Source organism: Brevundimonas vitisensis, from assembly GCF_016656965.1.
Classification (GTDB): domain Bacteria; phylum Pseudomonadota; class Alphaproteobacteria; order Caulobacterales; family Caulobacteraceae; genus Brevundimonas; species Brevundimonas vitisensis.
Map to the genome: position 1 here is coordinate 1,653,710 of NZ_CP067977.1, position 23,963 is coordinate 1,677,672.

Consider the following 23,963-nt stretch of genomic DNA (forward strand, 5'->3'; position numbering starts at 1 on the left):
CTCTCAGAAGGCCGCGGCCCTTTCGAACTTCAGCACCATGGGCTGTGGCTCCGGGAGAGAGGCGCCATCATCGCTCACGCGCGCAAGACACCCGCCTGCGGCAAGACGCGACGACGGCGCGAAGCGGCCGAGACGGGTGCCTATTCGGCCGGGCCCGTCTCGCCGCGCTGACCGTGGAAACGGCGAGCCATCCGCTTTTCGATCCGGACCTTGAAGCCGTCGATCAGGCTGAACACCACCGGCACGAACAGCAGCGACAGGGCCGTGGAGGTGATCAGACCACCGATCACCGCGATCGCCATGGGCGAGCGGAAGGCCGTCCCCTCGCCGATCGCCGCCGCAATGGGCAGCATGCCCAGACCCATGGCCATGGTGGTCATGATGATCGGCCGCGCCCGCTTGTGCGCCGCATCTATCAGGGCGTCGCGCCGGGTCATGCCCTGCTTCATGGCGATGATGGCGTAGTCGACCAGCAGGATGGAGTTCTTGGCCGCAATCCCGGTCAGCATGATGATGCCGATCAGGGCCGGCATGGACATCGACTTGCCCGTGATCAGCAGGGCGAAGAAGGCCCCTCCGAAGGACACCGGCAGGGCCGCCAGGATGGTGATCGGATGCAGGAAGCTGCCGAACAGCAGCACCAGGACGACATACATCAACAGGATGCCGGTCACGATGGCGAACATGAAGCCGGTGCCCAGTTCCTGGAAGCTTTCCAGCTGGCCGGAGGCGGCCTGGAACACGCCCTCGGGCAGTTCCTTCATGGCGGGCAGGCTGTTGATGGCCGTCGAAGCCTCGCCCAGCGTCGTGCCGGACAGTTCGGCCGTGATATTGGCCACGCGGCGACGGTCGTAGCGCTCGATCAGATTGGGTCCGGCACCGAAGCTGATGTCGGCCACGGCGGCCAGGGGTACGGCCGCGCCGGATGCTGTGGGCACTTTCAGATTCTCGATGATACCCAGCTGGCTGCGGGCCTCCTCGTCCAGCATGACCCGGATCGGAATCTGGCGGTCGCCGAGATTGAATTTCGGCAGGAGCTGATCAGCGTCACCCAGGGTCGCAACGCGCGCGACCTGAGAGATGTCCTGGGCCGAGACGCCTTGCAGGGCTGCGATGTCCGCCTTGGGCGTGATCAGGATTTCGGGCCGGACCAGGGCCGAGCTGGAAATGACATTGGCCAGACCGGGCATTTCGCGCATCTCGCGCTCCAGCCGCGCGGCCGCCGCATCGAGAGTTCGGGCATCGTCACCGACCAGGGCAATGGTCAGCAGGTTGCCACCGCCGCCGTCGGCCGCACCGAACTGGATCCGCGCGCCGGGAATGACGCGCAGCGCCTGACCGACTTCGCGTTCAAACTCCTGCTGGTTCAGCTTGCGCTCGAACCGCCCGACCAGATTGACGGTCATGGAGGCCCTGCGGACTTCGCCGGCGCTGCTGCCGCCTCCCGGGCCGAAGCTGACGGTGGCCGAGCCGATCGAGGAAAAGACGGACTCCACCTCCGGCCGAGCCCTGAGAATTTTCGTGATATCGGCGACCGTCTGATCGGTCTGTTCCAGCGTCGTGCCGGGCGGCAACTGGACGCTGAGGCTGGAGCGCGAGGTGTCCTCAACCGGAATGAACTCCCCGGCCAGCTGCGTCGCCAGACCGATGGACAGGACGAAGAACAGGCCGCCGAGACCGAAGACGATCCAGCGATGGTTCAGCGACCAGCCCAGCCAGCGCAGGAAGGGCGCCATCCAGAAGGGATCCGGGTGCTCCTTGCCCTGGTCCCTTTTCAGCAGATAGGCCCCCATCAATGGCGTGAGCGTCCGCGCAACCAAAAGGGAGAACAGCACGCTGACGCAGGTGGCGATGGCGAAGCTGACGAAGAACTGGCCGACCACACCCGGCATGAATCCGGTCGGGGCGAACACCGCCACCAGGGTTGCCGTCGTGGCCATGACCGCCAGGCCGATCTCGTCGGCAGCCTCGATCGCCGCCGGATAGGGCGCTTTTCCGTCCCGGATATGGCGGACGATGTTCTCGATCTCGACGATGGCGTCATCCACCAGAATGCCGATGGTCAGAGACAGGGCCAGCAGCGACACCACATTGAGCGACTGGTTGGTCAGATCCATGACCCAGAAGGTGGGGATCAGCGACAGCGGCATGGCGATGGCCGCGATCAGAGTCGCGCGCCAGTCCCGCAGGAAGATGAACACCACGGCAATGGCCAGAAGAGCGCCCAGCAGCAGGGCCTCGACCGAGGCATGGAAGTTGTTGATGACGTCGGAGGTGGTGTCGGACACCATCTCGAAGGTGACGTCGTCACGCTCCGCATCCAGCGCCTCAATGGCCTCGATCGCGCGGTGATAGACGTCCACTTCCGACGATCCGATCGAGCGGACGACGCCAAACCCGACCACTTCTTCGCCATTGTACCGGGCGCGCCCGCGCGGCTCGGACCATTCGTCCGTCACCTCGCCCAGATCGCCCAGGCGAACGAAACGGCCGCCGACCGGGATCAGGGTCTCGCGCAAGGCCTCGACCGAGGCGGCCGATCCGACCGTGCGGATGGCCTGTTCCTCGCCGCCGATCTCGCCCCGGCCGCCCGGAAGGTTGATGTTGGAGGCCCGCAGCTGGTTCGAGACGGCCGCGGCCGTGACGCCGGCCGCCTCCAGCCGCGCGGGGTCCAGCTTGATGCGGATTTCGCGATCCACGCCGCCGTCGCGATTGATCTGACTGACACCCGACACCGCCAGCATCCGCTTGGACACGGTGTTGTCGACGAACCAGCTGATTTCCTCAGGGTTCATCGCCGGGGCGCGGACGACATAGTTTACGATGGGGATTCCGCTGAACTCGACGCGCTGCACGATCGGTTCCTGCACATCGGCGGGCAGGTTCTGGCGGATGGCGGTGACGGCGTTGCGGACGTCGTTCGTCGCCTTTTCCAGGTCGACGCCCAGCTGGAACTCGATCTGGGTGGTCGAGGCGCTGTCCGAGACGGTCGAGGTGATGTGCCGGACCTGGCCCAGGCCCGCGACCGAATCCTCGACCAGACGGGTGACCTGGGTCTCCAGCTCGGTCGGGGCGGCGCCGGGCTGCACCACGGTGACGACCACGATCGGCAGATCGACGTCGGGGAAGTTGTTGGTCCGCAGGTTGAAGTAGCTGACGATGCCCGCCAGCGTCAGGACGATGAACAGCAGGACGATCGGGATCGGATTCCGGATCGACCAGGACGAGATGTTGTTGAAATTCATCGCTGGGTCGCCTGGGCGGTGGGCGTGGCACGCACTGTGCCAGCCGCGCGGACAGTCACCAGATCACCTTCGCCCAGGAAGCCGGCCCCCTGCACGACCACGCGCTGACCGGCGCTCAGTCCCGCCTCGATGGCGACCAGATTGCCAGACCGGGCACCCGTCTTGACCTCGACGAAGCGGACGGCGTCATTGGACCCGATGACATAGACGCCCGCCTTGCCCTCCCGGAAGACGATGGCGTCGGACGGCACCGTCAGGACCGGCGCGGCGCCCACGGCAATGGTCGCGCGGGCGAACATGCCGGGACGCAGGCCGCTTCCCGAGGCCAGGGTGATGCGGGCGACACCGAGCCGGGTCTGGGGATCGACCTCGGGCGTCACGATGCGGACGGTGCCGGTGGTCTGGCCAGCCTGGTCGGAGGTGATGGCCACGGCCATGCCGGGACTCACCAGCGGCAGTTCGGTCTCGGGCACCTGGGCGTCCAGCTCCAGTCGCCCATCGCGGACGACACGGAACAGCTCGGTTCCGGGCTGGACGATCTGGCCCCGGGTCACGCTGCGGCTGATGATCAGGCCCGATACCGGGGCGCGCAGATTGGTCTGGTCCAGCCGGGTAGCCGTTTCAGAGCGGGCGGCCCGCGCCGCCGCGACATTGGCCTGGGCCGTGCGCTGATTGGCGATGGCCGTATCCAGAGAGGCCTGGCTGAGGAAGCCACGCTCGCGCAGCTCACCGGCACGCGCCAGGGCGGCCTCCTGTTGGGCCAGGGTGGCCTCGGCCGAGGCCAGGGCGGCATCCTGCTGGCGCAGCTGGGCCCGCAGCAGGGCGTCGTTCAGCTTGACCAGCACCTGGCCCTGGCGAACATATTGTCCCTCGTCGACGAAGACGCCGGTAGCGACCAGGCCGCCGGTCTCGGCGCCGACCGGCACCTCTTCCCAGGCCGAAACGCTGCCCGAGGCGGTAACGACCCGGTCCAGAGGGGTCAGGGTCACGGTCGCGGCGGTGACCGACTGACGCGACGGCGGCGGGGCCTCAGTCTCATTGCCACCGCAGGCCGCCAGGCCCAACACAGCGGCCACCAGCAGGCTCAAACCGGCTTGTCGCTTGGAAATCGTCACGTCGTGCTATCCCCGTTTCGACCCGGCCGATGGGCGGGGTCGGTGCGGCGGAAATCCAGGGCCTGGATCGTCGCCGTCTAACGTCGCTCCATAGCCGTTTCAGAAGCCGTTCTCAAACGCGTCCACAGGCCATTACGACAAAGTAATGCGACGCCCGGCCGCGTCGGAGCGCAGCACCCGGATTGGCGTTCGGACACGGCCCATGCTAACCGCGCCCCAGCATGACGACCCCTCCGATCGACCGAATCCGCAACTTCTCCGTCGTCGCCCATATCGACCACGGCAAGTCCACCCTGTCCGACCGCCTGATTCAGGTGACCGGAGGCCTGTCCGCGCGCGAAATGTCGGCGCAAGTCCTTGATTCGATGGAAATCGAAAAGGAGCGGGGCATTACGATCAAGGCCCAGACGGTCCGGCTGAACTATCGCGCGCGCGACGGGCTGGACTATGTGCTGAACCTGATGGACACGCCGGGGCACGTCGACTTCGCCTATGAGGTGTCCCGCTCGCTGGCGGCCTGCGAGGGCTCGCTGCTGGTGGTCGATGCGTCGCAGGGGGTCGAGGCCCAGACCCTGGCCAATGTTTATCAGGCCATCGACAACAATCACGAGATCGTGCCGGTCCTGAACAAGATCGACCTGCCGGCCGCCGAGCCGGATCGGGTCCGCCAGCAGATCGAGGACGTCATCGGCATCGACGCGTCCGATGCGGTCCTGTGCAGCGCCAAGTCCGGCATCGGCATCGAGGACGTGCTGGAGGCCATCGTCACCCGCCTGCCGGCGCCGAAGGGCGATCCCAATGCGCCGCTGAAGGCCCTGCTGGTTGATGCCTGGTACGACCCCTATCTGGGCGTTGTCGTCCTGGTGCGGGTGTTCGACGGCACGCTGAAAGCCGGAATGCGCGTCAAGATGATGCAGAACGGCTCGACCCACCTGATCGACCGGGTCGGCGTCTTCCTGCCCAAGAACACCCCGGTCGAAAGCCTGGGCCCCGGCGAGGTCGGCTTCATCACTGCCCAGATCAAGGAAGTCGCCCACGCCGCCGTCGGCGACACCCTGACCGACGAGAAGCGGCCCACGGCCGAGCCGCTGAAAGGCTTCAAGGAAGTCCAGTCGGTGGTCTTCTGCGGCCTGTTCCCGGTCGATGCCGCCGATTTCGAAGACCTGCGCGCTGCCATCGGCCGGCTGCGGCTGAACGATGCCAGCTTCACCTATGAGATGGAAAGCTCGGCGGCCCTGGGCTTCGGCTTCCGCTGCGGCTTCCTGGGCCTGCTGCACCTGGAGATCATCCAGGAGCGGCTCAGCCGCGAGTTCAACCTGGACCTGATCGCGACCGCGCCTTCGGTCGTCTACAAGATCGGGCTGCGCGACGGCACCGAGATAGAGCTGCACAATCCGGCCGACCTGCCGGACGTCATGCAGATCGAGACCATCGCCGAGCCCTGGATCAAGGCCACCATCCTGACGCCCGACGAATATCTGGGCGGGGTCATCAAGCTGTGCCAGGACCGGCGCGGTCAGCAGATCGAACTGTCCTACGTCGGGGCGCGGGCCCTGGTGGTCTATGAGCTGCCGCTGAACGAGGTGGTGTTCGACTTCTACGACCGGCTGAAATCCATCTCCAAGGGCTATGCCAGCTTCGATTACGAACTGACCGAGTACAAGGTCGGCGACCTGGTCAAGATGAACATCCTGGTCAATGCCGAGCCGGTCGACGCCCTCAGCATGCTGGTCCACCGTGGCCGGGCCGAGATGCGCGGCCGCAGCATGGTCGAAAAGATGAAGGAGCTGATTCCGCCCCATCTGTTCGTCATCCCGATCCAGGCGGCCATCGGCGGCAAGATCATCGCCCGCGAGACCGTCCGCGCCCTGCGCAAGGACGTGACGTCGAAGTGCTACGGCGGCGACGCCACCCGCAAGAAGAAGCTGCTGGAGAAGCAGAAAGCCGGCAAGAAGCGCATGCGCCAGTTCGGCAAGGTCGAAATCCCGCAGGAAGCCTTCATCGCCGCGCTGAAGATGGACGAGGATTGATCCGGTTTGGGGACCGGTTCGAAGGGCCGGTCCCCTTCAACAGCGTGGCCCGCGTCGTTCCGGACCCTTCGTCGATCTAGACCGGATCGCCCGCCGCTCCGGCCGGGTTCAGCTTCCAGCGGATGCGGGTCTCGGCGTCGGTGCGGGCCGAGCCGCGCACGACGATCTGCAGCGAACGGCGGGTCAGCCCGTCATCGACATGGACGGACGGCTCGATCGCCACGTCCGGCCCGTCGGTGCGAAACCACCACCCACGCCCTGAATGGCCGCGCAGCAGGATCGAGCGCCGGTCGCGCGCCAGTGAGGCCTGTACGCCAGGCTCCAGATGGAAACGCGCCGCATAGGGGGTGGCGATCGCCCGTACCGTGGCAGACTGTCCATCGGCCGGATAAAGGCGTTCCTCGGCGCGCAGTTCGTCCAGCTTCTGGTCCAGATACAGTCGCCGCTGATGCTTCAGGCCAAACAGCGGCACCCAGCCGTCATGCTCGACCTCCAGCCAGACCGCGCTGTCGCTCTCGCGTTGCTCGGCCGTGACGGCATAGGGACGGCTGATCAGTCGGGCGCCCATCAGCTCGGCCCGCCACCCGCCCAGGGGTTCGCCCAGCGACGTCTCGCCCAGGGTGACGGTGGAATGGCCCGGCGTCAGCCTCAGACCTTGCCGGTCCGCAGCGCGCGGCGTCCAGCCGCAACCCGAAACCAGCCGGTCCCGACCACACAGGATCTCCAGCGCCAGCGGCTGGGCACAGGCAGCCCCGGCCCAGGCTCCGCGCGCCGGGGCGGCGGTGTCTGCGATCACGGTCAGCAAGGGGGTACGAACCCGTGTCAGACCCCCGACCGTGCCGGTGACATCCTGCAAGGCCGCGTTCTGGTCGTGCGACCGCGCGGCGGCGACGCGCGCCGCGCTGGATGCCGCTCCACCCTGAAAAGCCGCCAGCCGGCCATCGGGCAGGGTCAGAAGACGCAGCGCCGCCGTCAGCCGGGTCACGGTCGCCGCCACCGGTGGAGGCAGGGTCTCGGCCACCTGGCTGAGCGCGTCGTCCAGCGTCAGCAGGTCGAGCAGCAGCTCCATTGCCGCCTCGGGTGAGCGTGAGGCATGGGCGCCGTCCGGTGCCACCGTCGTTTCCAGTGCGCGCGGCAGTCTGGCCAGGGCGATGCGGCGCAGGCGGGCTCCGGTCGGTCCCGCCAGGACGCTGCCGGACACCGCTGCCGCGATCAGCCGCTCGGCCTGTCCGGCCAGGCCGCCGGGCGGGCGCAGAAGTTGACGGGTCTGACGCACCAGCAGGTCGGCAAGCCTGACGCGTTCCTCCTCGGTCGCAACGGCCCCCATCCGCCGTGCAGCACAGGCCAGCGCCAGGACCCGGCGGGCCAGGACCTCCGGCCCCCAGGCAAAGGGCGACCAGCGGGTGAAGGTGTTGCCCCAGGACAGCGTCAGTCGCAGCGCCTCGCGCGCGCCCCGGTCGCCCTCCTGCATCAATGAGGCCAGCCAGACGAAAGCGTGCAGTTCGGTCGCGAAGGTCCGGCTGGGACTGGCCCGGTTCCAGGGATCAGCCGGCGCGGGGGCTTCCAGGCTGGTTCCGGCCAGGACGAAGCGCCCGTTCAGGATGGACTTGCCCGCCGCGCCATCCACGGGTCGAAAGTCGCGCGGCGTGGCAGCAAAGGCTGTGACCCGTCCGCTTCGCAGCGTCTGGGCATAGCCGGGCAGCCCATAGAGTTCGATCCACAGCTGCCGGGTCAGCATCCGACCAAGCACGGCGGGCCAGAGCCCAGGACCGGTTGCGGCCCCGCTGCCCCGGATCGGTGTCCGCACCGGTGCTCCGCGCAGACCGGGGATGTCGGCGGGCGAGGCCCCGATGTCCGGCTTTGAGAACGGACCGGCTGGGCTCACGCGCCAGCCTCCGGGGAAACAGTGGCACAGGCCGTCCGGATGGCCGCAATATTGGCGGCGTAGGCAGCTTCGCCCCCTTTGAACACCGCCGTACCGGCGACCAGCGCATCGGCCCCGGCGGCGACGCAGGCCGCGGCATTGGCAGACGTCACACCCCCGTCCACTTGAAGCGTGGCGGACGAGCCAGCCCGGTCCAGTATGGTCCGGGCCCGAGCGATCTTGCCGAGGGCCGAGGGGATGAACCCTTGCCCGCCGAAGCCAGGGTTGACCGACATGATGAGCACCAGATCGACCAGATCGACCACTTCCTCCAGAATGGACAGGGGCGTCGATGGGTTGAAGACCACGCCGGCCTTGGCACCGAGCTGTCGGATGCGGCCCAGGGTGCGGTGCAGGTGCGGACCGCTTTCGGGATGGACCGTCAGGACATCAGCCCCGGCGTTGCGATAGGCCTCGAGCCAGGGATCGACCGGCGCGACCATCAGATGCACATCGAAGGGCAGGCTGGTGTGCGGGCGCAGGGCCTTCACGATGTCCGGGCCCATGGTCAGATTGGGCACGAAATGCCCGTCCATGACATCGACATGGACCCAGTCGGCGCCCGCCGCCTCGATCGCGGCGACCTCCTGGCCCAGTCGGGCGAAGTCGCTGGCGAGAATGGACGGACAGATCAGGGGGGATACGGCCATGGGGCGTGGGATAAGGCGGCATTCGCACCGGGGCAAGCCAGGCGGCCAAGAGAAAGGCCGCGACCCTTTCGGATCGCGGCCTGTTTTATACCGGTTTCACGCCGGTCTAGACGCGTCGCCCCCTCAGACCGCCGGCGATGAGGGAGATGACGAACAGGATGATGGCGATGACCGCGACGAATTTGGCGATCTCGAACGAGAAGTTGGCAATGCCGCCAAAGCCCAGAACAGCCGCGATCAGCGCGACAACGAGGAAGATGATAGCCCAGCGCAGCATGGAAATGTCCTTTCGGGTGACAGCCTGACCGATCAACGTCTTTCGACCGTCGCCGTTCCCCGAAAGGTCCGATCAGCGACGCCGCCGGACGTGGCTCTTCTCGGTAAAGGCGGCAGCGACCATGGTCGCCAGCGCCGGGTTGCGCAGGAAGATCCAGCCCCCTGCGAGACCCGCAACCGTGCCCAGGATCGGGCGTTGGCGGAACAGGTGATACGCCCGCGCGGCCAGGCCCTCAGGTTCTTCGTCCTCGTCCGCATCATCGCCTTCCGCGGAACGCAGAAAGACGATGGCGACGACCAGCGCCACAACCGCAAACAGCAGTCCTGTAATGGCAGCCGCCGCCAGAGGCGGCACGATCAGGCTGAGGGCGTAGAAGACAGTCGCGCCAAAGGCCACGATCGCCACGAAACCGGCACCTGCCGCGACCGCAGTCGCGACAGCCCGGCGGATCAGCGTCTTGCCGAACATCAGCGCCGGCGACCGGCCAGCAGCATACCCAGGACGACGCCGACACCCAGGGCGATCGCCGTCGACTGCACAGGGCGTTCCTGGACGCGTTCGACGACATAACGCTGGGCCTCGTCGAAGCGCTCGGCCGCGTCGTCGTAATATTCGCGGCCGCGCGTGCGGGCCTGCTCGTAATAGGCGCGCGCGCGCTCACGGGCCTCTTCGCTCTTTTCGCGAACCAGGGCTTCGGCCTCCGAAGCTTTCTCGCGCAGGCGCTGGGTTTCCTCGCGCGCACCGACCTTCAGGTCCTCCTTCAGGGTCTTCAGGTCGTTCTTGATGTCTTCTCGAGCCTTGGTCGTGGCCATGATGCTGCTCCCGGTCTTTAAGCTTGACGGTTTAGATAGAGAACTTGGGGTCGGAACGCCAATGCACCCACCCGGTTCCCGCGATGCAACATGGGATCTGGGGCAGCGAATGTTGAGTGGCGAGTGGGCTGCGACGACAATCACAGCCTTTGACATTGTTTTCCTGGCCCCTCGAGACTGGACCCCGGCCCCGCCAACGACCACTAATCCAACGCCACTCGCCACTCGAAAGTTTCCATGACCGACTGGATCTTCCCGCCCTCGCCCGTTCCGTCCTTGCCCGTCGTCGGTCAGGCCGCACGGTTCCCGGTTCGCCGCATCCTCTGCGTGGGCCAGAACTATGCCGCCCATGCCCGCGAGATGGGGGCCGATCCAGAGCGCGCACCGCCCTTCTTCTTCGCCAAGCCCGGCGATGCCCTGGTCGCAGACGGGGCCGATCCCACCTATCCGGGGGAAACCCAGAACCTGCATTATGAGGTCGAGCTGGTCTGTGCCATCGGCCCTGACGGCGCGATTGTCGGCTGGGCGGTTGGCTGCGACCTGACGCGCCGCGACCTTCAGGCGGAGGCCAAGGCCAACGGACGTCCCTGGGATGCCTCCAAGGGCTTCGACCAGTCCGCCCCCTGCGGTCCGCTCACGCTCGGCGCATTGCCGAACCCACAGGCGACGATCGTCCTGTCGGTCAACGGCGTCGTCCGTCAGTCCAGCCGGCTGTCGGACATGATCTGGAGCCCTGACGAGATCCTGGCCGAGGCCGGCAAACTCTGGGCGCTCAAGCCCGGCGATCTGATCTTCACAGGCACGCCTGAAGGTGTCGGGCCGCTGGTGCCCGGCGATCGCGTCGAGGCCACGGTGGATGGACTGTCGCCGCTGAGCTTTACGGTTCAGCCCCGATGACGGCGATTCTCTACGGCTATTGGCGCTCCGGGGCCGCCTATCGGCTGCGTATCGCCCTGAATCTCAAGGGCGTGACCTATGAGACGTCCGGCGTCGACCTGCGGACCGGGGCCCAGCGGTCGCCCGACTATCTGGCCCTCAATCCCCAGGGCATGGTCCCGGCGCTGGAGATCGACGGCCTGGTCCTGACCCAGAGCCCGGCCATCATGGAATGGCTTGAAGAGACGCGGCCGAACCCGCCGCTGCTGCCGGCCACCCCTGCGGAACGCGCGCGCGTTCGTGCCATGGCCGCCCTGATAGGCTGCGACATCCATCCGTTGAACAATCTGCGGGTGCTCAGCGCCATACGCGGTCGTTTCGATGCCGATCAGGCGGCGGTTGACGCCTGGGCCGGCAACTGGATCGGCGCAGGCTTTGCTGCGCTGGAGGCGCTGGTGGCGCGAGATGGCCAAGGCTGGTGCTTCGGTGCGTCTCCGACCCTGGCCGACGCCTATCTGATCCCGCAGCTGTATTCGGCGCGGCGATTCAATGTGCCGCTGGATGCCTATCCTCATCTGCTGGCCGTCGAACAGAAGGCCCTCGAACACGAGGCATTCGCTCGCGCTCACCCGGATCGCCAACCCGACGCGGACGGGTGAACACTGGTCTGCGGGTAAGACCTTCTTAGGGTCCCGGTCAGGCCCCCTTAAACATTGCCTGCCACACTGAGGGGGTGAAGTCCGCAGCCGCCCCTTCTGTGAAGTCCAAGCTGGCCCTGGCCGTGGTGACCGAGCCTGAGCGGAGCGAGACCGCATGGAATGCCGGGCGCCCCGTCGGCGCGCGCGAGGATGCGCTGCGGCTGATGTTGCAGACGGCAGCGGACGGCGGCATGGGCCTGGTCGCGACGCGGCCCGAGGGCGATGTCGAGCGGCTGCTGGGTCAGGCCTGGCCCTTCCCGACCCCATTTCAGGTCACGGTTCGCACCGTCGCCCTGTCCGAAGGTCTGGATCGCGTCGAGGCCCGCGCCCGCCGTTCGCTGGAGCGGATGGGTCTGCCGCGCGGCGACACCCTTCTGATCGGACATGCCGGAGACCTGGCCGGGGCCGATGGACGTGCCCTGTGGGACCGGCTGCGGGCGCTCAAGGACCGTGGACTGTTCCGGCGCATCGGCTTCTGCGCCACCATGGAAGACTCGCCGGCGCTGCTGGCCCGGCGATATCAGCCCGACGTGGTGCAACTGCCCTGCAACCTGCTGGATCAGCGAGCCCATCGCACGGGCGTGCTCGACACCCTGGCCGAGGCGGGCGTGGCCGTGCATGCGTCATCCGTCTTCGCCGACGGCGTGCTGTTCATCAGCGGCGACAGCCTGCCGCCTGAAATGGCGGTTCATGCCCATGCCCTGTCGCGCATCCGGCGCCGTCTGGCCGAGGCCCGTATCGATCCGATGCAGGCAACCCTGGCCTATACCCTGGGCCTGCCTCAGGTTTCGGCGGTGATCGCCAGCGTCGCCTCGGCGGCGGAGGTCCGCGCTGTCCTGGCCGCCTCGCACGCGCCCGCGCCCGCCCATCTGGACTGGGCGACCATGGCCTTGGAAACGGGCCTGCCCGAGAGTGGAACGGCGCAGTCGCTAGGCCACCGCGCCGCCCTTTCCCGCATCAGTAGCGCAGCCTGACCCCGACATAGGCCGAGCGGCCCGGCTCGCCGTATCCCAGCACCTGCTGATAGTGCTCGTCGGCCAGGTTTTCGATCCGTGCGGTGATCGCGACCTGATTGTTCACCTGCCAGGACCCGTTCAGGTTGGCGGTGACGAAGCCCTCGCGCACGCCGCCGGAATCGTCCTGATCGCCCTCGGCTCGCACCGTCAGAGCCCCCGAAAACCGCTCGCCGGTCCAGCCCAGGGTGGCCGATCCCGAATGCTCGGGTACCCGCAGAAGCCTGCTGCCATCCGCCTCATCGCGGGCGTCGGTCCAGGCATAGGCCAGGGTCAGGTCAAAGCCCGCGCCCAGCACCGCCCGTCCCTCGACCTCCAGCCCGTCGGTGCGGGTCCGGTCGATATTGTCGTAGAAGGAATCGAAGGTGGTCGTATCGAAGACATAGATGATCTGGTCATCGACCGTCAGCCGATACAGGGTGGCCCGGCCCTCGATCCGGCCATCGGACGACGCCCAGCCCAAGGCGACCTCCACCCCTTCGGCGGTCTCGGGCCTCAGCCTCGGGAACGGCTGTGACGAGAAGCAGAAGTCACAGACCGCCTGGCTGATCGACGGGGCCTTGAAGCCCGTGCCCCAGGCCCCGGACAGGATCAGGCCACCCGCGACGTCAAGCGCTGCCGACACCCGGCCAGTGGTCTCGCCGCCATAGTCGTCGGTCTCGTCATGGCGAAGCCCGGCCGTCAGGGTCAGGCGATCAGACGGCTCGAACCGGGCCACACCAAAGATCGAGCTTGTTCCCATCTCCTCCGTTAGCCCGCTGGACAGGCTTCCGCTGGTGTCCTCGCGTTCCGCGCCGAAGGCATAGGCCAGGCGCTGGTCGAGGGCTGTGCCGTCCGCCTGCCAGCGCAAAGCCAGCCGGTCCGCCTCGAACACGGACGGGAAGGCCGAGATGGTCTCGCGCTCGATCTCCATGGCCGAGACGCTGAACTGATGGGCCAGGCCGAAGGCGTCCAGCCGCAGGCGTGCGAAGCCCGAGGTCTGCTCGCTGGTCTGGCGATCCAGGGTGTCGGCCAGGGCAAAGGTCGGTGCCGGGAAGCCATCGGTGTCGGCCCGGCTGTCGCTCCAGCGCAGCGACCCGTCCAAGGTGGCGGCGGGCGTCACGGCATAGCGGCCCTTCAGGGTGATCGTCGTGTTTTCGAACCCGTCGGCCTCGGGATTGCCGTCGGCCTCGTCGGCGGCCGAGATGCCGTCGGTGTCGAAGCGGGCGACTTGGACGCTCAAGGCGCGGCGCTGGTCGGCGACACCCAGGGCCAGACGACCGCGCAGGGTGTCATACGACCCCGCCTCGGCCTCGGCGGCCACGCCGTCGATCTCGCGGGTCGTGAAGGCAATCACCCCGCCGATGGCGTCGGACCCCCACAGCGATGACTGCGGCCCGCTGAGCACCTCGATGCGTTCGACGTCGCTGAGAGCAAAGCCGGAAAAGTCGAAGGCTCCGTTGACCTCGGCCGGGTCGTTGACCGGTACGCCGTCGACCAGGACCAGGGTCTTGCCGGGGGTGGCCCCTCGCATACGGACCTGGGCGACACCGCCGAAGGCCCCCGCCCGCACCACCGACAGACCGGGCACATCGGCCAGGATGTCGGCAGCAAAGACGGCACCCCGCTGGTGGATGGTCAGGGCATCGATGACCCGCGCGCCTGGCGTCCGGGCGACGATGGCCGGGATGCGGGTCGCGGTGACAACGACCTCGGGCACGTCGGTGGCTTCAGGCTGGGATTGCGCGAATGCAGGTAAGGCAAGAAACGCCGCCGACAGGGCGACGGTGGACAAAAGGATGGACCGCTTCATCTGAGCGTGACTCCGTCAGCCCCGCGACCGCGCGCGCCGGGGCTTGTGAACAGCGACCGACCCACCGCAGGACAAGGGTCCAGCGGCGACGCAGGGGTCGGGTCGCTTCGACGGAACGAACCTGATGACAATCAGGCCGGTGGTCCCCGCGTCTCTGTCTGGTCCCGGACAGCGGACGAGCGACGTCGGCGGCCAGGTCTCCTGGCTTGCGGGTCAACAACGGGCGTCCACGCCTTCCCAGGCCTTCATGAAATGAAGCCCCAGTGACGCCGGATCATGGCTGATCCGGATCGGACGACCGCCTCGCCGCCTACAGTTGCGGGCACAGCCACGGTTTCGCACCGTGTTCCCTTAACCGCCTGCGCGCCTTGTCGCAGTGCAGCACAGCTTAGGCAAGCGGGATCAAGAGGACCACACCGGACCTTGTCGGTCAGGGGGCCTGTACCCGCTCTGGATCAGGGCCGTCTGGCGTGCGGAGATCTCCCCGCCAATCTTGAGGAAAAGAATGCCCGCCAAGAGGGGGAGGATATGGAGGCCCATGTACACGACATCGCTGATCAGCACCTCACGTGCCGATTGAGCTGTGCGGCCCATGATGCCGGAAGCCACACTTGCGAAACTGAACAGCAGAACCAAAGCCCACCAGATCCGCAGTGTGACGGGATCGGACAGGCGTTTCCATTTTTCGGGTGCCTGACTGGAACGCCACAGCTCGCTTGTTATGCGGTAGGGCATCCACAGGGACACCAGCGGAATGATGAACCACCAGACGACCCACTTCGGTGAGGTCTCGATTCCATGACTGAGACCGCGGGCGTTTCGAACAGCCCGCAGATACCACATCAGAACCAGGATCGCCGAGACGACGTAAGTTACAAAGTAGGCCAAGCCCGTTGCCGCCGTGGTCCAGATTTCAAGCTCGCCGCCGACCAGATAGCTGGTTTCCGTCAGGTAGGTGTCGCCCGGCAGTTGGCCGACCAGCCAGACGCGATAGCCGAGACCGGCCATAAATGAGACGGTCACCGCGAAGTACAGCACGGTCCACACCTTCACGGCACCCCAAAGCCGGTCGATAGGCCGGATAGTGGCCGCAGTTCTCGTCATGGTCGTATCCCCCACCCTCGATCATTTGGCACCGCCCCACGGCAATAGGCAAGGACGGCTTGAGCCGACCTCCACAATCCTTCACCCTGTCCGTCTTCCATGAACGCCCCCCTCACTCATCCGCCGAAGACCGCTGCCGAGCCGGGCGTCACGCCGGTCATGGCGCAATTCCTCGAAGCCAAGGCCAAGGCGACGGATGCGATCCTGTTCTTTCGCATGGGCGATTTCTACGAGCTGTTCTTCGACGATGCGGTCCAGGCCTCGGCTGCGCTGGGACTGGCCCTCACCAAGCGGGGCAAGCATCTGGGCGAGGACATTCCCATGGCGGGGGTGCCGGTCCATGCCATGGAAGGCTATCTGGCGCGCCTGATCCGCCAGGGGTTCCGCGTCGCCGTCTGCGAACAGATGGAAGACCCGTCCGAGGCGAAGAAGCGCGGGTCCAAGGCGGTGGTCCGGCGCGACATCGTGCGGGTGGTGACGCCCGGCACCCTGACCGAGGATGCCTTGCTGGACGCGCGCGGCGCGAACCGTCTGGCGGCGGTGGCGATCCGCAAGGGGCGCGCTGCCGTGGCCGTGGTCGAACTGTCGGCCGGGGCGGTCGATGTGGTGGCCTGTGCGCTGAAGGACCTGGGCGCGACCCTGGCCGCCTTTCGCCCGTCCGAGGTTCTGGTGCCCGACCGCCTGTTCTCCGACCCGGAGGCCAAGGCGGCGCTCGATGGCTCGGGCGGCGTGGTCCAGGCCCTGCCCCAGGCCCAGGCCGAACCCGTCGGCGCGCGGGCGCGGGTCGAGCGGCTGTATGGGGTCGCGGTCCTGGACGGCTTCGGGGCCTTCGAGGAGGCCGAGGTCTCGGCCCTGGGGCTGATCGCCGCCTATCTGGAAACTACCCAGGCCGGGCGCATCCCGGTCCTGTCGCCGCCGCGCCGGTCGGGCGAGGCCGGCTTCCTGGCTATCGACCCGGCGACCCGGCTGAGCCTGGAGATCGATCGGACCCAGAGGGGCGAACGCGAAGGGTCGCTGCTGTCGGTGATCGATCGCACGGTGACGGCGGCGGGCGCCCGGGCCCTGGGCGAACGCATCGCCCGGCCGCGGCGCGACCCGGTTCAGATCAACCACGGCCTGGATGCGGTCGAATGGCTGCTGGAGCGACGCGACCTGCGTCGGGACCTGCGATCCTCGCTGCGGGCCTGTCCCGATCTGGCGCGGGCAGCGTCTCGCCTGGCACTCGGACGCGGCGGGCCACGCGATCTGGCGGCAATCCGCGCAGGACTGTCTACGGCCCAGACGTTGTCGGCCCTGTTCGCCAGCACCACGCGCGAGCCGATCGCCGGGCCGCCCGAGCGCATCGGTTCGTGTCTGGATCAGCTGGCGCTCGACCCCGCCCTGGGCCATCTGCTGGGCGATCTGGTCGACGGCCTGGTCGAGGAACTCCCGCATCTGGTCCGCGACGGGGGCTATGTCCGGCCCGGACACCGGCCCGAACTAGATGCGGCCCGCACCCTGCGTGATGACAGCCGCAAGGTCGTCGCCGAGCTGGAAGCCCGCGCGATCAGCCAGTCCGGCGTCGCCTTCAAGGTCCGGCACAATGCGGTGCTGGGCTATTTTCTGGAAGCCTCGGCCAAGGCGGCCGAGCCCCTGTTCCGCGCTGGTCCCGACAGCCCCTTCATCCACCGCCAGACCCTGGCCAATCAGGTTCGCTTCACGACCGTCGAACTGTCGGAACTGGATGCGAAGATCAGCCAGGCGGGCCACCGGGCCCTGGCCCTGGAAGCCGAGACCTTCGAGGCGTGGCGGCGTGCGGTCGAGAGCCTGGCGCTGAAACTTCAAACCCTGGCCGAAGCCCTCGCGGAGCTGGACGCCAATGCCGCCCTAGCAGAATGGGCCGAAGAAGTCGGAGCCGTCCGACCCGTCGTCGACTCCAGCCTGGGCTTTATGGTCGAGGCCGGTCGCCATCCGGTGGTCGAGGCGGCGGTCAAGGCGGCGGGCGATCCCTATACGCCCAACCCCTGTCGGCTGGACGGGTCGGGCGTGGGCTGCGCGCGGCTGGCCATCGTGACCGGGCCGAACATGGCGGGTAAGTCGACCTTCCTGCGCCAGAATGCGCTGCTGGTCATCCTGGCTCAGGCCGGGGCGTTCGTGCCCGCCGCCTCGATGCGGCTGGGTGTCGTTGACCGGCTGTTCAGCCGGGTGGGAGCGGGCGACGACCTGGCGCGCGGCCGGTCCACCTTCATGACCGAAATGGTCGAGACCGCCGCCATCCTGACCCAGGCGACCGAGCGGTCCTTTGTCGTTCTGGACGAAATCGGGCGCGGCACCGCCACCTATGACGGCCTGGCCATCGCCTGGGCCGTGGCCGAGGCTCTGCATGACGTGAACCGGACGCGCACCCTGTTCGCCACCCACTATCACGAACTGGCCCGGCTGGAGGATCGGCTGGACCACGTCTGCAACCTGTCGATGCGGGCGCGCGAATGGAACGGCGACCTGGTCTTCCTGCATGAGGCGGCGCCTGGCGCGGCAGACCGGTCCTATGGGGTGCAGGTCGCGCGGCTGGCTGGGGTGCCGCCCCCCGTCGTGGCGCGCGCCAAGTCCGTATTGGCCCGGCTGGAGGGCGAAAAGGCCGCTCATGGCCGACTGGACGACCTGCCCCTTTTCGCTGTGGCCGAGCCTGCGGCACCCCCGCCGCTGTCGGCCCTCGACGTGGCCCTGTCCGAGCTCGATCCCGACGCCCTGTCCCCGCGCGAGGCGCTAGAGGCTCTGTACCGGCTGAAACAGATCGCGCCGTCCTGAGCCTTAATCGGCCGATCCGGTCAGGGCCTGCCTCAGGGCGCTGATCTTGACCGTGGTCTCGGCCAGTTCGGCGTCCGGATCGCTGTCGGCCACGATGCCTGCCCCCGCCAGGGTGCGGAACGACCATCCCCGCCCATCCTGGACGAAGCCGGCCGTTCGGATCAGGACCGAGGCGGTCAGGCTGCCCTCGGCATCGATCATGAACAGGGACCCGCACCATGGACCGCGCGGCGGTTCCAGATCGGCGATGACCTTCATCGACTGATGCTTCGGTGCGCCGGTGATCGATCCGGGTGGAAAGGTGGCCCCCATCAGTTCGGCAGGACCGGTGCCTGACCGGGCCTGGGCCGTCACCGTCGAGACCAAATGGTGGACGGTCGGCAGGGTTTCGACCTCGAACAACCGCTCGACCTTGACCGAGCCCGGCACGGCGACGCGCGACAGGTCGTTGCGCATCAGATCGACGATCATCAGGTTTTCTGCCCGGTCCTTGGCGCTGGCGACCAGGTCGGCGGCCAGCCGGGCATCGGTCGCCGCATCCGCATCGCGACCCCGTGTCCCCTTGATGGGCCGCGTCTCGATCCGGGCGGCGGCGGCGTCGAAGTTCAGGAAAAGCTCGGGCGAGTTGGACACCAGGGCCCGGTCGCCCATCCGCCAGAAGGCCCCGTAGGCCGCCGCCCGCGATCTGGCCAGCCGCAGGAAGACGTCGAACGGATCGACCCCCGATCCCAGACGTCCGGACCAGGCCCGGGCGATATTCGCCTGGAACAGCTCACCCTCGCCGATCCGGCGCACCACTTCGGCCACGGCATGGCGGTAGGCGTCGTCCGATGCCTCGGTGTGAAAGGTCTCTGCCGGCGGGCCGGGCACGTCGGGGCTGGTGGCCAAGCCCAGCCATCCTTCCGCGCGGTCGGCCTGGCCTTCCGCCTCGGCCTCGCTGGCCCCCAGGCCGACGGCCGTGGCGACGCCGTCCTGAAAACGCAGCAGGGCCGGATAGCGGGCCAGCATCAGGTCGGGCCAGTCGCCGTCCTGCGACACGCCCCGCTGGCCGGTCGCCGGCCGTGCCCCGCCGTCATAGGTCGCCAGGCCGACCACGCCCCTGGCGAAATCGGGATCATTCAGTATGCGGAACGGGGCCTCCGGCGGCATGGGACCGACGAACAGCAGGTCCGGCTCGGCCGCCACCCACGAGCGCCCGGCCCGGACGTCGCCGTCCGAAATCAGGGCCAGGGCTCCCGTCCGGCGGTGAAGGCCACAGGCAACTGCCAGCGGATCGTGCCAGTCCACCCGCCGCTCGACCCTATGCATGGTCACGCTGACAGACGCTCCACAATGCGGTCGCGGGCGGCACCATCGACGCCCAGAGCCTGTTCCAGATAGGCGTCCAGCGATCCATGGGCCTGGACGATGGCCTTCAGCCCTGCATCCAGAAAGGCGGGCTCGACCCCTAGGAAGGCGACCACGGCGCCATGCGAGGCCGTTCGACCGGTCATCTTCTCCAACTGCCGCGCCATGTCCGGTGCGCGTGCCTCCAGATCGACTGCGACATTGGTCAGCAGATAGTCCTCGACCATGTCGTCATGACCGACGCCGAGCAGGTGGTGGGTCAGGGCCGCCAGCATGCCGGTCCGATCCTTGCCCGCCGCGCAGTGGATCAGCACAGGCCGCTCGTCCTCGGCCAAGGCGGCGAAATATCGCCGGAACAGATCCAGGTGCGACGGCTCGAACGCCAGCTGGCGATAGGTCTGGGTCATGAACCGACGCCCCGACTCCTCGGTCAGGTCAGCGGTCTTCAGAAAGGTCAGGTGTGGGGCCTCGCCGCCGTCGTCGTGATCGCTTTCGATGACCTGGGCCGCAAAGCCGTCATGCCGCCGCGAGGGCTGGCGCACCCGCTCGCTGGGCCGTCGCAGATCGACCACCGTGCCCAGGCCAAAGGCGGCCAGCCGGTCCAGATCGGCGGGTGTGGCCCTGGCATGATGACCGGACCGGAACAGCACACCAGGCCGGATGCGCCGCCCCGCGGCTGTGGCGTAGTCGCCATAGTCACGGACGTTTTCTACCGCGTCGAAGGAGTGCAGGCGGGGGTTCATGGTCGGCCTATAGCAGGCGACGAAAGTCGGATCACCTGCGTCTCCCGCCCGTCTGATGTATGGCTGGACCATGCGCACCAATTTCCATCGCATCGCCTATGAGGCCCTGACCATCTGCAACGCCGTCCGGCCAGAGGCGCTGGCCCGGGCCGTGGGGCTTTCGGGGCTGCGGCCGGGCGACCGGGCGCTCGATATCGGCACCGGCAATGCGACGGTCGCCGTGCTCCTGGCCGAAGCGTTCGACCTTCAGGTCGTCACGGTCGAGGCAGATCCGGTCATGGCCGATCTGGCCGCCACCCGGATCGCTGCCAGCGCCGCCACAGACCGGATCGACCTGCGGGTCGGGACCTCCGGCACGGTGCTGGCGCAGATGGCGCCGGTCGAACTTATCGTGGCCATCGGCGCAACCGATCCGGTGGGCGACGGGACCCGCGCGCCCGAGGCCATGCTGACGGGGCTTTCGCGTCTTCTGAAGCCTGGCGGGGCCCTGCTGTGGGGCGATCTCTGCTGGAAGGGAACCCCGCCCGATCCGCTGCGCCAGCTGGTCGAGATGAACAACACCTATGCCACGCACGAGGGATGGCAGGCGGCGGCCCGTTCGGCCGGGTTCGAGGTGGCCCTGGCTGAGGCGTCGGACGAGGCCGTCTGGGACGACTATCTGGCGACGATGGACAGCGCCGCCCGGGACTGGCTGGCGAGACATGCCGATCGGCCCGAAGCGGCGGGGGTGCGGGCCTCGGCCGATCGGGTGCAGACCCTCTTCAACTTCGGACGCCCCCATCTGGACTTCGGCCTCTATGTCTTTCTGCGTCCGAACCCCGCATAGTCCCGTCCGGCCATGACCGACCTTCCCCCCCTGGACGACCGCCTGGCCCACGCCGCACTGGCGTCCGACGTGCGCGTCGCCGTGTCCGAGGTTCTGCGCGAGACCTATGAGGCGGCGCGGGCGCGTGTTGCGCGCAAACTGGAGGCCGGTCTGGGCGGGGTCGAGGTGGCGCGGCTGTATTGCGCGGCGGCGGACGACCTTCTGTCGTCGCTCTGGCGGCTGGCGACCGAAACCCTCTATCCGGCGCCCAATCCGACCGAGGGTGAGAAGCTGGCCCTTGTCGCGGTCGGCGGCTACGGCCGCGGCGTCCTGGCCCCCTTTTCCGATCTGGACATCCTGTTCCTGCGGCCCTGGAAGTCCAGCGGACGCAGCGAACAGGTCACGGAGTTCATGCTCTATGTCCTGTGGGACCTGGGGCTGAAGGTGGGTGCGGCGTCGCGTTCCATCGACGACTGCCTGAAGCTGGGCCGCGACGACATGACCGTACGCACCGCCCTTCTGGAAGCGCGCTTTCTGGTCGGTGACGAAGACCTGGCCGAAGGGATGATGACCCGTTTCCGGGAACAGGTGTCCAAGGCGGACCCGCGGCCCTTCATCGCCGCCAAGCTGGAAGAGCGGAATCAGCGCCAGATCAAGGCCGGGGCCGTTCGCTACAAGGTCGAGCCCAACGTCAAGGACGGCAAGGGCGGCCTTCGGGACCTGAACACCCTGTTCTGGATCGCCCGGTCGCTGGACCCGGCCAGCCCCCTGGGGGCCTCGGTGCTGGAGGCCCTGCTGACCGCGCGCGAACGACGCAGCTTCGAGGAGGCGTTCGACTTCCTGTGGCGGGTCCGGGCCCATCTCCACCTGACCGCAGGGCGGGCCGAGGAAAAACTGACCTTTGATCTTCAGCCCGAGGTGGCGCGGCGCATGGGCTGGCGTGGGCGCGGCGACGAACCGGCGGTCGAGCGGTTCATGCGACGATACTTCCTGGTCGCGCGTGACGTCGGGGCCCTGACCCGTGCCATGAGCGCCCAGCTGGAGGCTCGCCAGCAGAAACACACCCTCAGCCTGTCGCGCCTGATGCCCAATCGCCGTCGCCGTCTGAACGTCGAGGGGTTCGTCGTCGAGGAGGGACGGCTGTCCACCACCGGCCCTGACGTCTTCGCCCAGGACCCGACGCGGCTCTTGACCCTGTTCGTCCTGGCCGACCGGCACGATCTGGACCTTCATCCCGAGGCCTTTTCGGCCGTCAGCCGGTCGCTGTCGCTGGTGACACCGGCACTGCGCCGCAATCCGGTGGCCGCCCAGGCCTTCCTCGATGTTCTGGCGCGCGGACAGCGGCCTTATCGCGTCCTCACCCTGATGAACGAGACCGGGCTGCTGGGCCGTTTCCTGCCCGAGTGGGGACGCATCGTCGGCCAGACCCAGTTCAACATGTACCACGCCTATACGGTCGACGAGCACACGCTCCAGGCTGTCGGCATCATCAACGACATCATGCGGGGCAAGCTGCAGGAGGATCATCCCCTGGCCACCGAGATCGTCCACCGGATCGCGGATCCGGAGGTGCTGATGCTGGCCATGCTGCTGCACGACGTGGGCAAGGGCGGCAACCGGGGCCAGTTGGAGGACGGGGCCATATCCGCGCGCCGGGCCTGCGAGCGTCTGGGCATCGACAGCCGCCGGATCGAGCTGGTGGTCTGGCTGGTGCGACATCATCTGGCGCTCAGCGACTATGCCCAGAAACGCGACGTCACCGATCCCGACACCATCAGTGCCTTTGCGGCCCTGGTCGGCGACCCGGAGCGCTTGCGGATGCTGCTGGTCCTGACCGCCGCCGACATCCGGGCGGTGGGGCCGGGCGTGTGGAACAGCTGGAAGGGGTCGCTGATGCGCGACCTCTATGGCCGGGTCGATGCCCTGTTCCGGGGCGAGGCCCTTGCCGGTCCCGGACCGCTGGAGGCAGCCCCCGACCTCATGGACCGCGCTCGCCGGACGGGTGCCGCCGCCCAGGCCTTGAAGCCTGATGGCCCCGAGACCCAGGCGGCCACCCGGATCGTGGTCGCGGCCTCGGACCGACCCGGTCTGTTCGCTGACCTGGCTACGGTTCTGGCCGCCGAGGGGGCCGATGTCGTGGGAGCCCGCGTCGCCACTGCGCCTGATGGCATGGCGCTGGATCTGTTCGAGGTTCAGGATGGGGCAGGCCTGCCCTATGGCCAGGCCGAACCGCGGCGCCTGTCCCGTCTGGTTCAGGCGCTGGAGAATGCCGCCCTGGGCCGGGACGCCCCCGCCGTCCCCGTCGATCGCCCGATCAGTGCCCGCCGCGCCGCCTTTGAAGTCAGGCCGGTCGTCATGATCGACACGGGGGCCAGCGAAGGGGCAACGGTGATCGAGGTCTCCGGGGCCGACCGGCCCGGACTGCTGGCCGATCTCGCCCGCACCCTGGCCACGCACGGCATCTCGGTCCGCTCGGCCCATGTGGCCAGTTTTGGAGCACGAGCCGTCGATGCCTTCTATGTGACGGACGACGGCGGCTCGCCTCTGGTCGAGAGCGTCGCGTCCACGGTCGCCTTGCGCGCGGCCCTGGAGTCGGTGCTGGACCAGGCGCCGGTGTTACCGGCGGGACGGCGGATCGTGCCCGTCCGCGCCTCGACCCGCGACGTGTCGGAGCTGTCGGCATCATCCGTGCGCCGCAAGCCCACACCCCTTGTGCGGCAGGGATCGCCCGACTAGAGCCCACAG

General features: G+C 68.0%; 18 protein-coding genes and 1 riboswitch. Of the genes, 7 read left to right on the plus strand and 11 right to left on the minus strand.

The window, feature by feature from the left end; genetic code table 11:
• Nucleotides 1–140: 140 nt before the first annotated feature.
• Entirely contained in the window at nucleotides 141–3,245 is a 3,105-nt protein-coding gene (locus JIP62_RS08370; protein ID WP_201101730.1) for an efflux RND transporter permease subunit, read from the minus strand.
• Nucleotides 3,242–4,360: an efflux RND transporter periplasmic adaptor subunit gene (locus JIP62_RS08375; protein WP_230974696.1), complete on the minus strand. Its 1,119-nt coding sequence runs from the start codon at nucleotides 4,358–4,360 to the stop codon at nucleotides 3,242–3,244. Before JIP62_RS08375 ends, JIP62_RS08370 begins: the two co-directional genes overlap by 4 nt.
• Nucleotides 4,361–4,581: 221 nt before the next feature.
• Here JIP62_RS08375 and lepA point away from each other — a divergent pair, with 221 nt between their 5' ends.
• Entirely contained in the window at nucleotides 4,582–6,390 is a 1,809-nt protein-coding gene (gene lepA / locus JIP62_RS08380) for a translation elongation factor 4 (protein WP_201101732.1), read from the plus strand.
• A gap of 76 nt (nucleotides 6,391–6,466) precedes the next feature.
• Here the strand turns inward: lepA and JIP62_RS08385 are convergent, their stop codons facing one another.
• The 5 genes from JIP62_RS08385 to JIP62_RS08405 all read right to left on the minus strand — a co-directional run bounded on the left by JIP62_RS08385 (nucleotide 6,467) and on the right by JIP62_RS08405 (nucleotide 10,053).
• The gene (locus JIP62_RS08385; protein ID WP_201101736.1) at nucleotides 6,467–8,275 is read right to left on the minus strand and encodes a heparinase II/III family protein; all 1,809 of its coding nucleotides are present in this window, start codon (nucleotides 8,273–8,275) and stop codon (nucleotides 6,467–6,469) included.
• Nucleotides 8,272–8,964 carry a ribulose-phosphate 3-epimerase gene (rpe, locus tag JIP62_RS08390; RefSeq protein WP_201101737.1) on the minus strand — a complete coding sequence of 231 codons (693 nt, stop codon included), beginning with the start codon at nucleotides 8,962–8,964 and terminating at the stop codon, nucleotides 8,272–8,274. The genes JIP62_RS08385 and rpe overlap by 4 nt, the downstream gene beginning before the upstream one ends.
• Before the next feature lie 106 nt (nucleotides 8,965–9,070).
• A complete protein-coding gene (locus JIP62_RS08395) occupies nucleotides 9,071–9,241 on the minus strand; it encodes a DUF1328 domain-containing protein (RefSeq protein ID WP_201101738.1) in 171 nt (56 codons plus the stop codon).
• A gap of 72 nt (nucleotides 9,242–9,313) precedes the next feature.
• Nucleotides 9,314–9,709 (minus strand): hypothetical protein, encoded by a 396-nt coding sequence (locus JIP62_RS08400; protein WP_201101739.1) that lies wholly within the window; start codon nucleotides 9,707–9,709, stop codon nucleotides 9,314–9,316.
• Nucleotides 9,709–10,053: a DUF883 family protein gene (locus JIP62_RS08405; protein ID WP_201101741.1), complete on the minus strand. Its 345-nt coding sequence runs from the start codon at nucleotides 10,051–10,053 to the stop codon at nucleotides 9,709–9,711. The genes JIP62_RS08400 and JIP62_RS08405 overlap by 1 nt, the downstream gene beginning before the upstream one ends.
• A 237-nt stretch (nucleotides 10,054–10,290) precedes the next feature.
• Here JIP62_RS08405 and JIP62_RS08410 point away from each other — a divergent pair, with 237 nt between their 5' ends.
• From JIP62_RS08410 to JIP62_RS08420, 3 genes are all read left to right on the plus strand, one after another.
• Nucleotides 10,291–10,950 (plus strand): fumarylacetoacetate hydrolase family protein, encoded by a 660-nt coding sequence (locus tag JIP62_RS08410; RefSeq protein WP_201101743.1) that lies wholly within the window; start codon nucleotides 10,291–10,293, stop codon nucleotides 10,948–10,950.
• A complete protein-coding gene (gene maiA, locus JIP62_RS08415; RefSeq protein ID WP_201101745.1) occupies nucleotides 10,947–11,588 on the plus strand; it encodes a maleylacetoacetate isomerase in 642 nt (213 codons plus the stop codon). The genes JIP62_RS08410 and maiA overlap by 4 nt, the downstream gene beginning before the upstream one ends.
• 74 nt (nucleotides 11,589–11,662) lie before the next feature.
• Nucleotides 11,663–12,601: an aldo/keto reductase gene (locus JIP62_RS08420; protein WP_201101752.1), complete on the plus strand. Its 939-nt coding sequence runs from the start codon at nucleotides 11,663–11,665 to the stop codon at nucleotides 12,599–12,601.
• Here JIP62_RS08420 and JIP62_RS08425 read toward each other — a convergent pair.
• Together JIP62_RS08425 and JIP62_RS08430 are read right to left on the minus strand one after the other, a co-directional pair.
• Nucleotides 12,585–14,432, minus strand: a complete 1,848-nt coding sequence (locus JIP62_RS08425) for a TonB-dependent receptor plug domain-containing protein (RefSeq protein WP_201101754.1) — start codon at nucleotides 14,430–14,432, stop codon at nucleotides 12,585–12,587. The genes JIP62_RS08420 and JIP62_RS08425 overlap by 17 nt on opposite strands.
• A 174-nt stretch (nucleotides 14,433–14,606) precedes the next feature.
• A riboswitch (cobalamin riboswitch) is annotated at nucleotides 14,607–14,806 on the minus strand.
• A 28-nt stretch (nucleotides 14,807–14,834) separates the two neighbouring features.
• Nucleotides 14,835–15,536, minus strand: a complete 702-nt coding sequence (locus tag JIP62_RS08430; protein WP_201101756.1) for a DUF4328 domain-containing protein — start codon at nucleotides 15,534–15,536, stop codon at nucleotides 14,835–14,837.
• A gap of 99 nt (nucleotides 15,537–15,635) precedes the next feature.
• On the opposite strand from JIP62_RS08430, the gene mutS reads away from it, so the two are divergent.
• Nucleotides 15,636–18,323 (plus strand): DNA mismatch repair protein MutS, encoded by a 2,688-nt coding sequence (gene mutS / locus JIP62_RS08435; RefSeq protein WP_201101762.1) that lies wholly within the window; start codon nucleotides 15,636–15,638, stop codon nucleotides 18,321–18,323.
• Between the two features lie 3 nt (nucleotides 18,324–18,326).
• Here mutS and JIP62_RS08440 read toward each other — a convergent pair whose 3' ends face one another.
• On the minus strand, nucleotides 18,327–19,631 hold the full coding sequence (locus JIP62_RS08440) for an anthranilate synthase component I family protein (protein WP_201104650.1): 1,305 nt from the start codon (nucleotides 19,629–19,631) through the stop codon (nucleotides 18,327–18,329).
• Between the two features lie 2 nt (nucleotides 19,632–19,633).
• Complete coding sequence (locus JIP62_RS08445; protein ID WP_201101763.1) at nucleotides 19,634–20,413, minus strand: tyrosine-protein phosphatase; 780 nt, start codon at nucleotides 20,411–20,413, stop codon at nucleotides 19,634–19,636.
• Nucleotides 20,414–20,483: 70 nt separating this feature from the next.
• Here JIP62_RS08445 and JIP62_RS08450 point away from each other — a divergent pair, with 70 nt between their 5' ends.
• Nucleotides 20,484–21,239: an SAM-dependent methyltransferase gene (locus tag JIP62_RS08450; RefSeq protein ID WP_201101764.1), complete on the plus strand. Its 756-nt coding sequence runs from the start codon at nucleotides 20,484–20,486 to the stop codon at nucleotides 21,237–21,239.
• A 12-nt stretch (nucleotides 21,240–21,251) separates the two neighbouring features.
• On the plus strand, nucleotides 21,252–23,954 hold the full coding sequence (gene glnD, locus JIP62_RS08455) for a [protein-PII] uridylyltransferase (RefSeq protein WP_201101765.1): 2,703 nt from the start codon (nucleotides 21,252–21,254) through the stop codon (nucleotides 23,952–23,954).
• Nucleotides 23,955–23,963 lie beyond the last annotated feature (9 nt).